The sequence below is a fragment of the Frankia sp. CoBUL1 genome, assembly GCF_978021245.1.
In genome coordinates, this window is sequence record NZ_CDXDOS010000031.1 from 5003 (window position 1) to 15609 (window position 10607).

Below are 10607 nucleotides of genomic sequence, written 5' to 3' on the forward strand. Positions count from 1 at the left end.
TTCGGAGGACAGGGAGGATTCGTGACGCTGACGGGCTCTCCCCGCGGGTTGTTGGCTGCTGCCGCCGAAGGTGGCCGCCCCCGTGCCGGATCGCCGACCATCGGCGGCGGATCGCCGGGCGGGCAGCGGGCGGCCATCTATACCGGGAGGGGGCACAACCTGTCGCGTGCCCCCTCCCGGGCCCTGCCGACGCGCCGGCCCGCAGCGAACTGGATTCCCGTGCGGGACGGGACGCCGACGAACTACTCGATCTTGGTGCTCGACGGCGAGGAAAATCCGGTCGAAACCCTGACCGGCTGGCCCACGGCCCGGCTCGCCGACGAACACGCCCGCACCCTGACCGGTATCGCCGGCTACCGGGTGGTGCCCTGCCGTCGGGCCGGCGGCCCCTGAGACCGGGGCCGTCCCTTCCCCGAGGCGCCCCCACCCGATCCCTCCCCGCCCGCGGCGACCCGATGCCACCGGGGCGCTTCCGTGAGCGCCTGCCGCGGGCGGGGAGGTTCCAATCTCGCCCTGCACCGATCACGATGGGACCCGGCGGCGGAGGGCCAGCTGGGTTTCCTCACCGGGCACCGGCCTCGGCTCACCGTCCGTCTGGGCGACTTCCGGATGGTTTTCGGAGCCGGAGCCGGAGCCTGCCGGGACGGAATCCCTCGTCCGGCCCGACGTGCCCGCCGAGGGGCCTGACCCGCCCGGCCACCCGCCCCACCCGGCCGCCGTGCCGGAGCCGCGCCGCCACCGCGGCGACGGCGAGCGCACCCGGCGCCCGGCGGAACGTGGTCAGGGTCGCTCCCGGCACGTGCATCCGCAGGGTGGCGACCGAGCGGGGGCGGACGAACTCGCGCAGCCCCTCCGCGCCGTGCACCCGACCGAACCCGCTTTCGCCGCTGCCCCCGAAGGGCAGGGCGGGCATCCCGGCAAACGCCAGCACCGCGTTGACGGACACCATCCCGGCGTCGAGCCGGCTGGCGATCTCGTCTCCCCGGGACCGGGAGAAGACCGTCGCACCGAGCGCGTACGGGGTGCCGTTGGCCAGCGTGACGGCCTCGTCGACGTCGGCGACGGTCCGGACGGTGGCGACCGGCCCGAAGGTCTCCTCCTGCACGGCAGGGCTGCCCTCCGGCACGTCGACCAGCACGACCGGTTCGATGAAGGTGTCCTCCACCGACTCCGTCCCGCCGATCAGGGCGGTCGCGCCGCGGGCCAGCGCGTCGGCCACGTGGCGGCGCACGATCGCCGCCTGGCCGGGCATCGTCATCGGACCGTAAGATGCGTCGCGGTCGGCGCCGGGACGAACCCCGTCGAGCTCGCGGCGCAGTGCGGCGAGAAAGGGCGCGGCGACCGCCTCGGTCACGTAGATCCGCTCGACCCCGGCACAGGTCTGGCCGGCGTTGGACATCGCCCCCCAGACCGCTGCCCGCGCGGCGGCGGCCACGTCGGCGTCGTCAGCGACGATCAGCGGGTCCTTGCCGCCGCATTCGATCACCACCGGGACGAGGGACGACGCGCAGGCCGCCATGACCCGGCGGCCGGTCGCGGGCGAACCGGTAAAGGCAATCTTGTCGACCCCGGCGGTACACAGAGCGGCACCGGTCGGACCGAAGCCGGTGACCATGGTCAGGACCCCGGCCGGCGCGTCCGGATTCGCCGCGGCGAACGCCGCGACCAGGTACGCGCCCACCGCCGGGGTGTACTCGCTGGGCTTGAAGACCACCGTGTTACCGGTTGCCAGGGCATACGCGATCGAACCGCTCGGGGTGAACAGCGGATAGTTCCACGGCCCGATCACCCCGACGACCCCGAACGGGCGGTACTCGATCCGTCCGGTGTGGTTCGCCAGGAACGGGCCGGGCGATACCCGACGGGTCCGCAGCACGCGGGCGGCGTTGCGGGCCGCCCAGCGGATGTGTTCCAACGTCAGCAGCAGCTCGATGCGGGCATCGGCGGCGGTCTTGCCGTTCTCGGCGTGCAGGAGGTCGATCAGCTCGGTCTCGTGACGGACGAGGTGCGCCGCCCAGCGCAGCAGATGGTCGCGCCGCCGTGCCGCCGCGAGCCCCGCCCACCAGCCCGCCGCCGACCGGGCGGACGCCACGGTCGCCCGCACCTGGGCCGGCTCCATCACCGGGAAGCTCGCGACCACCGCGCCGGTGGCCGGATCCGTCGACAGGAGCGTCCCGATGCCTGCCTCCGGGCCGACCGCCTCAATCACCCCGGTCTCCCGGTTCGCTACGGTCTGCGGGGTCTGCGGGGTCGGCCGCATGGGGAGCTCCTCGCCGCTGGTGGCGGAACGTCCTTCCCTTACCCGGCGAGGATATGACCGCCACCCGCAGAGAAACGAGTCCCGTCATCCTCAGATCATCCTCAGAGGAACGAGTCGCGGTACGCGGCGAACCACTCCCGTTGCCGGCGCTGATCGGCCGTCTCCTCCGCGGCGACATGGTCGAGCATCGAGGAGGGGTCCGGCGGGTCGAGGGCAAGGGTGTCCCGACGCAGATCGGCCGCGGCGACGTCGGCCCGCCGGCGGACCTCGTCGAACCAGCCGGCCTCGACCTCGGTGGCGAGCAGCCGACGGAGGCGCTCGATGGGATCCCGGGCCTGCCAGGCGTTGATCTCGTCCGGCGGCTGGTACCGAGTCGCGTCGTCGGAGGTGGTGTGCGAGGCCATCCGGTAGGTGTTGGCCTCGATGAGCACCGGGCCGCGACCGCTGCGCGCATGGTCGAGCGCCCAAGTGGTCACCGCGTGCACCGCGAGCACGTCGTTACCATCGACGCGCAGGCCGGGGAAGCCGAACCCGTCGGCCCGGCGGGCCAACCGCACCGGGGACTGCCGCCGGCTCGGCGTGGAAATCGCCCACTGATTATTCTGGCAGAAGAAGACGACGGGCGCACCGAAACTCGCCGCCCACACGAATGCCTCGTTGGCATCACCCTGACTCATCGCACCGTCACCGAGATACACCATCACCGCCATGTCGGTATCGGTGCCGCCGGTGCCGCCGGTATCGCCAGTGTCGCCGGTGCCGGCACCGGTGCCGGCGGCACCGTCAAGGAGCACCCCCATCCCGAAACCGACGGCGTGCAGCGTCTGGGCCGCCAGAACAATCGTGTAATTAGCCATATTGTGACGGTGCGTGTCCCAGCCATCGTGGCTCACTCCCCGCAGCAGCCGAATCACCTCGACCACCGGGACACCGCGGTGCCAGGCGACCGCGTGTTCCCGGTAACTGGGGAACAGGTAATCCCGGGGACGCGCGGCCGCGGCGGATCCGACCTGCGCAGCCTCCTGCCCCCGCAGCGGGATCCACAGGACCAGCTCACCCTGACGTTGCAGGGCCGTGGCCTCCTCGTCCAGCCGGCGGGCCAGGACCATGGAGGTGTAGAACTCCATGCGCAGCTCGTGGTCGGCGAGCACCGAGAACCGAGAATCGGCGACCAGCGAACCATCGGGGGCGAGCAGTCGGATGCCGCCGTCGTCGAGTTCACCCGCCGCGGGCGAGGTGTTCTCCCCGAACGCGCCAGGAAAACGATGCGGAGCGAGACCGTCCACCGAATCCGGTTCGAGCCGCCGCATCGGCCCGCCGGTAATCAGTTCCGGATCCCGTACGACATTCATACCGAGCACCCCTCCCCACCGGGGGATCGCAGGACGTCCTACCATCGGAAACCATCGAAAAAGAGCGGTGTACCCATGCGACACTACGCGGTGCGGGCAGGGTGAAAACACGGGCGCGGTAACGACGAGATTTCGGCCACAGGATTCCGAGGCCGCAGAGCGATGCCGGAAGGATGACGATGCCGGGAGGATACTGACTATCGTGACGCACGTGGGCGTCGTCCGGTCTCTGCTGCTGTTCGTGGTAGCCGCGGTCATGGAGATCGGTGGTGCCTGGCTCGTGTGGCAGGGCGTGCGCGAGCACCGCGGACCGGTCTGGGTGGGGCTCGGGATCGGGTTCCTGGCCACCTACGGCTTCGTCGCGACCCTCCAGCCGGACGCGCACTTCGGCCGGATCCTCGCCGCCTACGGCGGGGTCTTCGTCGCCGGTTCCCTGCTCTGGGGCGTGGCCGTCGACGGCTTCCGGCCCGACCGCTACGACCTCGCCGGAGCCGCGATCTGCCTGCTCGGCGTCGCCGTCATCATGTACGCCCGGCGCGTGTGACGGCTGACGGCTGACGGCTGACGGCGCACAATCTGGCTTATGGCGCGCACCGCGGAACGTGTACGGGTCGTGCTGGAGCGTTCCGGTGGGCTTCTCGGGCGCAGTGTGCGCCGCGGTCTGGATACGGCCGATCTCAGTGAACAGGAGGCCGAGAACCTGCGCCGTCTGGTCCGCGGAGCGGTGCGCCGCAGCGATCTCGCGGCCACAACGGACGCCGCGGATGCCGGTCAGGTAGATTCCACCGAGGTCCGGGGTTCCACCGAAGCCCGGGAGCAGCGCGACGTCGGCGCGGACCGGTTTGTCTACACCCTGGAGATCGATCGGCCTGGGGAACACGCGGTGCGGACGTTCTCCGAGCCGGTGCCCGACGAGGTCCGCCCGCTGCTGGCGCTGCTGCGCACCGCGCCGCTGCTGCCCGCGAGCCGTCCCTAGCGGTGTCGCTGGCAGCGAGGTTGACCACCTCGCGCACCACGGGCTCAGTCGTTGACGACTGGCACCGCTTCGCCAGCCTGGACCGACTCGGCAACCACTGGGACCGTCCCGGCTGGACGCTCGGACGCCGCTGCTACCCCCTGGATGCTGACGTTCGAGAACGCCACCGAACTGCACACCCTGGCCGCGCAATGCCAGGATCGACCACACCTGCCCGTCCTCGACCCGGTACCGTCGGAAAGAACCGGACGTCCTCCCGCTTCGGCGTGATGGCTGGACAACTCGGGCGGCAGTAGATGCCGGTGGTGGTGACGGCGAAGAAGAACGCGCCATCGAAGCGCGTGTTCTGGCTACGCAACGCCTCGTAGCGGCTCCGGTCCGTCATCACTCCACCCACTCTCGACGAGTCCCGCCTCGCATGCTGGCGGAAATCGGACGTCGTGCCCGCAGGCGCCTGGCAAGCGCGGCCATCCCCGGAGACCACACCTATCCGTCGTTGAGTCGTCACCTCTGGTTGCGAACGCCCTCGGGTCCGACCTACGGTCACATGGGTAATCGGACCACTACCCGGAGATGATCTGACTCGACCGTACCCGCGCCCAGGCCAGGTCTCCGCCGCACGGGCGGTGCGCTCCTCCGGACCGGCCCTCCACATCTCCCATGCGGGCGGGGAGCACCGGATCGGCCCATCAGCAAGAGGTATCCATCAGCAGGAGGTAATCGTGGGATGGGCCGTCGGAAGCGATCCCGGCCCGACCGTCCCGGTCACCCGGATCACCCACCCGGGCGGCGTCGAACCCGGTCTGGATCTTCTCGGACTGGACTCCTTCTGCCTGCTCACCCGGCTGGGTCCGGACATCGTCCGCCGGTTGGTCGCCCTCGGCCTGCTCGACGTGCGCGTCGACCAGGCGGGGCAGTGGTGGCTGCCGATCCGCGCGGTCGGGCGGGCGGTGCGTATCGAACGGCTGCGCCGCGACCTCGGCATTACCTATACGGCCACCGGCGTCGTGCTGGACCTGCGCGACCGCATCGACGAACTCGAACAGCGCATCCGCGGCCATCGCGACGGCCCCGGCCGCGACGGCCCCGGCGAGGAGCACCGATGAAGTTGACCAAGCTGACCGAGGGCGCCCAGGACGCGCTGAAGGCGGCCCAGACCAGGGCGATGCGATTCGGCCACACCGAGGTCGACGGGGAACATCTGCTCGCCGCGCTTGTCGAGCAGCCGGACGGGCTGGTCCCGCGCCTCATGGTCGCATCGGGTGGTACCCCACCCGCCCTCACCGGTGCGGTGGAGACGGAGCTGGAGCGCAGACCGCGGGTGTCCGGACCGGGGGTCCGACCGGGCGAAGTGTACATGACGCAGCGGCTGTCCAGGGCCCTCGACGCCGCCGAACGGGAGACACACCGCCTCGGCGACGAGTACATCTCGGTCGAACACCTGCTGCTGGCCCTGCTCGAGGAGGGACCCACGACACCGGCCGGCCGGATCCTGCACGAGCAGGGTCTGACCCGGGAACGGCTGCTCATCGCGCTGACCCGGGTGCGCGGAGACCGGCGCATCCTCTCCGCCTCGCCGACGGCCACGGACGACGCGCTGGAGAAGTACGGACGCGACCTCGTCGTCGACGCCCGCAACGGCCGCCTCGACCCCCTGATCGGGCGGGACACCGAGATCCGCCGAGTGATCCAGATCCTGTCCCGCCGGACGAAGAACAATCCCGTGCTGCTCGGCGACCCCGGAGTCGGCAAGACCGCGATCGTCGAGGGCCTCGCCGACCGGATCTTCCGCGGGGAGGTTCCGGACAGCCTGCGGAACAGGAGGGTGTTCCAGCTCGACCTGGGCGCGCTGGCGGCCGGGACGGCGCACCGCGGCGCGTTCGAGGAACGACTCAAGGCGGTCATGGCCCAGGTCAAGGCATCCGAGGGGCGGATCCTGCTGTTCGTCGACGAACTGCACGCCGTCCTGGGGGCGGGTGCCGCCGAAGGGAAGACGGATGCCGGCAACGTGCTCAAGCCGCTGCTGATCCGCGGCGACCTGCACCTGATCGGGACGACGACACTCGAGGAGTACCGCCGGCAGATCGAGTCCGACCCCGCGTTCGCACGCCGGTTCCAGACCGTCATAATCAACGAACCATCGGTGGCGGACACCATCTCCATCCTGCGCGGGCTGCGAGGACGGCTGGAGATCTTCCACGGGGTTCGGATCGCCGACGCGGCCCTGGTCTCGGCGGCGGTGCTGTCCCATCGGTACATCAGCGACCGTTTCCTGCCGGACAAGGCGATCGACCTCGTCGACGAGGCGGGCGCCATGCTGCGCACCGACATCGACTCGATGCCGACCGGCCTCGACGAGATCACCCGTAGGGTGGTCCGGCTGGAGATCGAGGAGGCCGCACTCGCGCAGGAATCCGATCCGGCGAGCATCGCCCGCCTGGACCAGCTCCGTGGGGAACTCGCCGACGTGCGGGCCGCGGCGAACACGATGCGCGCGCGGTGGGAGGCCGAACGCCAGGCCATTCGGCGGGTCCGGGGGCTGCGGGAGGAGATCGAACAGGCCCGGCGGCGGGCCGAGGATGCCGAACGGGCACACGACCTGGGGACCGCGGCGGAGCTGCGCCACACCCGCCTGCCCGAACTGGACCGGCGGCTCGCCGACGAGTCCGAACGGCTCACCCCCCAGCGGGGCGGCCACCGGTTGCTGCGCGAGATGGTGACCGCCGACGAGATCGCCGATCTGGTCTCCCGCTGGACGGGGATCCCGGTGGCCCGGCTCCTCGAGGGGGAACGGGAGAAGCTGCGACGCCTCGACCAGGTCCTGCGCGCCCGGGTCGTCGGACAGGACGAGGCGGTGCGGCTCGTCGCCGACACGGTGCTCCGGGCCCGCGCGGGCATCGGGAACCCGCGCCGCCCGATCGGGTCATTCCTCTTCCTCGGGCCGATGGGGATCGGGAAGACCGAGTTGGCCCGGGCCCTGGCGACGGCCCTGTTCGACTCCGAGGACAGCCTGATCCGCATCGACCTGGGCGAGTACCAGGAGCGGCACAGCGTCGGCCGGCTGCTGGGCGCCCCACCCGGCCAGACCGGGCTCGTCGAGGGCGGGCAGCTCACCGAGGCGGTACGACGCAAGCCCTACGCGGTGGTGCTGTTCGACGAGATCGAGAAGGCACACGCCGACGTCCTCAACATCCTGCTGCAGGTCCTGAGCGACGGTCGGCTCACCGACGCCCGGGGACGCACCGTCGACTTCCGTGACACCGTCGTCATCCTGACCTCCGGTGTGGGGTCCGAACGGCTCACCGGCGGTCCGGACGCCGATGGGACAGCCGGGCCCGAGGTCCGCGTTCGGATCACGGCCGACCTGCGCCGGGCGTTCCGGCCCGAGTTCCTCCACCAGCTCGACGAGGTCGTGCTGTTCTCCCCGCTGACCCTGCCCGAGATCGAGCGGATCGTCGAGCTGCTGGTGGACGATCTGCGGGCCCGATTGGCGGATCGGCGCATCACCCTGGACATCACCGAGCCGGCCCGGATGTTCATCGCCCGTCAGGGCTACGACCCGGTCCATGGCGCCCGCCCGCTGCGCCGCTACCTGCAACGCGAGGTGGAGACCCGGCTCGGGCGGGAAATGATCGCCGGTGAGGTCGACGACGGTTCCGCGGTGGTCGTCGACCTCGCCGGAGACACGCTGACGGTCCGGCACGGACGGTCCGGCACGCTCAGCGGTCGCTGAACCCCGGGCGGTCGCTGAACCCCGGGCGGTCGCTGAACCCCGGGCGGTCGCCGAACCTCTTGCGGAGGACGACGAAGTAGAGATCCGGTCGCAGCGGCCGGCCGAACCGTTCGTCGTCGTAGGGGAACGGGCTCGTTCTGGTGGTCAGGACGTATCCGCGCCGCTGATACCAGGCGATCAGCTCGGCCCGTTGGGCGATGACCAGCAGGTCCATCCAGGCCGCGGAGCAGGCCGTCACGGCGTGCCGTTCGGCGAGCCGCAGCAGGGTGTCGCCGAGCCCGTTGCCCTGGCGGGTCGGGCTTACCGCGAACATGCCGAAGTAGGACCCGATCAACGGTGATGCATCCGGGCCACACCGCTCCGCGTCAGCCTGCCCGTGGGTGGCATACCCCGACCGGGTCACCTCGGTCGCCGCGTGCCCCGACCGGGCCGGTGGCTCGACCCGTCGTTCCACGTGGCAGCAGCCGAGGAGGGCTCCGTCCGGGTCCTGCACGAGCAGCACCACACTGTCCAGCGCCGCCAGTGCCGCGCCGACCGCGGCGGCGTCGGTGCGCCGCCCGGCGAGCAGGTCGGCCTCGGTGGTCCACCCCGCGCGACTGGACTCCCCCCGGTACGCGGACTCGACGAGCTCGACGATCGCCGCGACGTCGGCCTCGGTCGCACGGCGGAACGTGAGGTCGCCCGGGTAGGCATGGGAAACCGATCGCATCCTCCCCATCCTCACAGCTCCCGGGGGTAGTCCCCCGGGAATGCGAGCGAGCGCATAGCGGGTAACGGCCCGGGCGGGACGGGAGAACGGGCGGACGGGGGCGTCACGGCGGCGGCGAGACGGGGAAGCAGCAGGCCCAGAGGCGCGTCGACTCGGACGGCCGCGCGGCTGTCCCCCCGAGTCGGACCCTGGTTGACGATCGCGACCGGGATGTCGAGCTCCGCCGCACGGAGCACGAACCGGTAGCCGGACATCACCGTCAGCGACGACCCGAGGATCAGCAGCGCCCTGGCCCCCTCGACCAGCCGGAACGCCTCCGCGACACGCGGCCGCGGCACGGTCGCGCCGAAGAACACCACGTCCGGTTCCAGCTCGTCACCGCCACACCGGCGGCAGCCCACCATGACGAAGGCGGCGACCATGTCGTCGGGGAGCGTGACATCGCCGTCCGGGTTGGTCTGCGCGGCGCCGACATGGAATCCGGGATTGACCGCCCGCAGACGCTGGTCGAGCTCGAGGCGAGGGCTCACGTCGCCGCAGCCGCGACACAGCACGCGCGACAGCCTGCCGTGCAAATCGATGACGCGCCGTGAGCCGGCGCGCTGGTGCAGGCCGTCAACGTTCTGCGTCACGACGCCGGTCACCAGGCCGTCCTGCTCCAACCGGGCCAGTGCCCGGTGGCCCGGGTTCGGCTCCGCCCGGGCCACCCGCCGCCACCCGGCATGGCTGCGGGCCCAGTAGCGGTGCCGGGCCGCGGGATCATCGGTGAACTCCTGGTACGTCATCGGGGTGTGACGGCGCAGTGCCCCGTTCGGACCCCGGTAGTCCGGAATACCGGAGTCGGTGGAGAGCCCCGCACCGGTTACCACCGCGACCCCGCCGGCCGCGACCAGCGAGCAGAGCCGGTCGAACGCCTCGCCCCCGCCACCCGCCGCCTGCTGTCGCGCACCGTCCCTCACACCGTCCATGCTGCCCGATCCGCCCGTGCCCCGGATGCCCGTTCCGCGCCACCGCTCCCTGCCCGTCCGGGGATGGAGCCGGGGGAAGACGTCCCGGCAGGTTGATGTTTCGGACACCGGCATCGATACGTCGTGTAGTCGTCGTAGCTGTGTGGTGTGATCAGGCTCTGAGTCGTACGGTTGCGGCGAAGCCAGCCTTCCCGAGGATGGTTACGACGATGGACGGCGAGAACGCACAGGTCGGCACCAGGCACGCCGAGTCGGGGGATGCCCGGCGCCACCCCTCCGGCCCAGTCGCTCACGGCAGGTCAGCCGCGTCGACCACGACCAGGACCACCGTCAAAACCGTCGGCATGGCCGCCGGCACGAGCGTGGGCCGACCGGCCGCGATGGAGGCTGAGCTGGCCTCGGTCCATCCCGGTCCGGCCGCGCCGGTATGTGAGGCGGCCGGGCGCATCGCCCGGTCGGAGGAGACCATCGAGGCGGAGGTCATCCGCCTCTTGCCCGGAGCCCTCGCCGTCGTCCGCACTCCCGCCGGAACGGAGGAGGTGGGCATCGCCCTGGTTGACGCCCATCCCGGAGATGCCGTGCTGGTTCACGCCGGGGAGGCGATCGCCG

At 71.4% G+C, this 10607-nt stretch carries 11 protein-coding genes; 6 read left to right on the plus strand and 5 right to left on the minus strand.

Annotated features, from left to right (window positions below):
- The first annotated feature begins 21 nt into the window (after nucleotides 1–21).
- Nucleotides 22–393 carry a hypothetical protein gene (locus AC08OX_RS04840; RefSeq protein ID WP_476606704.1) on the plus strand — a complete coding sequence of 124 codons (372 nt, stop codon included), beginning with the start codon at nucleotides 22–24 and terminating at the stop codon, nucleotides 391–393.
- A 190-nt stretch (nucleotides 394–583) separates the two neighbouring features.
- Here AC08OX_RS04840 and AC08OX_RS04845 read toward each other — a convergent pair whose 3' ends face one another.
- Together AC08OX_RS04845 and AC08OX_RS04850 are read right to left on the minus strand one after the other, a co-directional pair.
- On the minus strand, nucleotides 584–2260 hold the full coding sequence (locus AC08OX_RS04845; RefSeq protein WP_476606705.1) for an aldehyde dehydrogenase family protein: 1677 nt from the start codon (nucleotides 2258–2260) through the stop codon (nucleotides 584–586).
- 101 nt (nucleotides 2261–2361) lie between these two features.
- Nucleotides 2362–3612 carry a thiamine pyrophosphate-dependent enzyme gene (locus AC08OX_RS04850; protein ID WP_476606706.1) on the minus strand — a complete coding sequence of 417 codons (1251 nt, stop codon included), beginning with the start codon at nucleotides 3610–3612 and terminating at the stop codon, nucleotides 2362–2364.
- Between the two features lie 211 nt (nucleotides 3613–3823).
- Here AC08OX_RS04850 and AC08OX_RS04855 point away from each other — a divergent pair, with 211 nt between their 5' ends.
- Together AC08OX_RS04855 and AC08OX_RS04860 are read left to right on the plus strand one after the other, a co-directional pair.
- Nucleotides 3824–4156: a YnfA family protein gene (locus tag AC08OX_RS04855; RefSeq protein ID WP_476606719.1), complete on the plus strand. Its 333-nt coding sequence runs from the start codon at nucleotides 3824–3826 to the stop codon at nucleotides 4154–4156.
- A gap of 39 nt (nucleotides 4157–4195) precedes the next feature.
- On the plus strand, nucleotides 4196–4588 hold the full coding sequence (locus AC08OX_RS04860) for a protealysin inhibitor emfourin (RefSeq protein WP_476606707.1): 393 nt from the start codon (nucleotides 4196–4198) through the stop codon (nucleotides 4586–4588).
- 133 nt (nucleotides 4589–4721) lie between these two features.
- Here AC08OX_RS04860 and AC08OX_RS04865 read toward each other — a convergent pair whose 3' ends face one another.
- Nucleotides 4722–5243, minus strand: a complete 522-nt coding sequence (locus AC08OX_RS04865) for an Ada metal-binding domain-containing protein (protein WP_476606708.1) — start codon at nucleotides 5241–5243, stop codon at nucleotides 4722–4724.
- Nucleotides 5244–5310: 67 nt separating this feature from the next.
- Between AC08OX_RS04865 and AC08OX_RS04870 the strand changes: the two genes are divergently transcribed.
- Complete coding sequence (locus tag AC08OX_RS04870; RefSeq protein ID WP_476606709.1) at nucleotides 5311–5694, plus strand: chaperone modulator CbpM; 384 nt, start codon at nucleotides 5311–5313, stop codon at nucleotides 5692–5694.
- Complete coding sequence (locus AC08OX_RS04875; RefSeq protein WP_476606710.1) at nucleotides 5691–8321, plus strand: AAA family ATPase; 2631 nt, start codon at nucleotides 5691–5693, stop codon at nucleotides 8319–8321. Before AC08OX_RS04870 ends, AC08OX_RS04875 begins: the two co-directional genes overlap by 4 nt.
- Here AC08OX_RS04875 and AC08OX_RS04880 read toward each other — a convergent pair.
- Nucleotides 8308–9039, minus strand: coding sequence for a GNAT family N-acetyltransferase (locus tag AC08OX_RS04880; RefSeq protein ID WP_476606711.1), 732 nt, complete (start codon nucleotides 9037–9039; stop codon nucleotides 8308–8310). The two genes, AC08OX_RS04875 and AC08OX_RS04880, sit on opposite strands and share 14 nt — an antisense overlap.
- 2 nt (nucleotides 9040–9041) lie before the next feature.
- A complete protein-coding gene (locus AC08OX_RS04885) occupies nucleotides 9042–9998 on the minus strand; it encodes an NAD-dependent protein deacetylase (protein ID WP_476606712.1) in 957 nt (318 codons plus the stop codon).
- 209 nt (nucleotides 9999–10207) lie between these two features.
- Here AC08OX_RS04885 and AC08OX_RS04890 point away from each other — a divergent pair.
- Nucleotides 10208–10607 (plus strand): hypothetical protein (locus AC08OX_RS04890; RefSeq protein WP_476606713.1); only part of this gene is annotated, 400 nt, incomplete at its 3' end.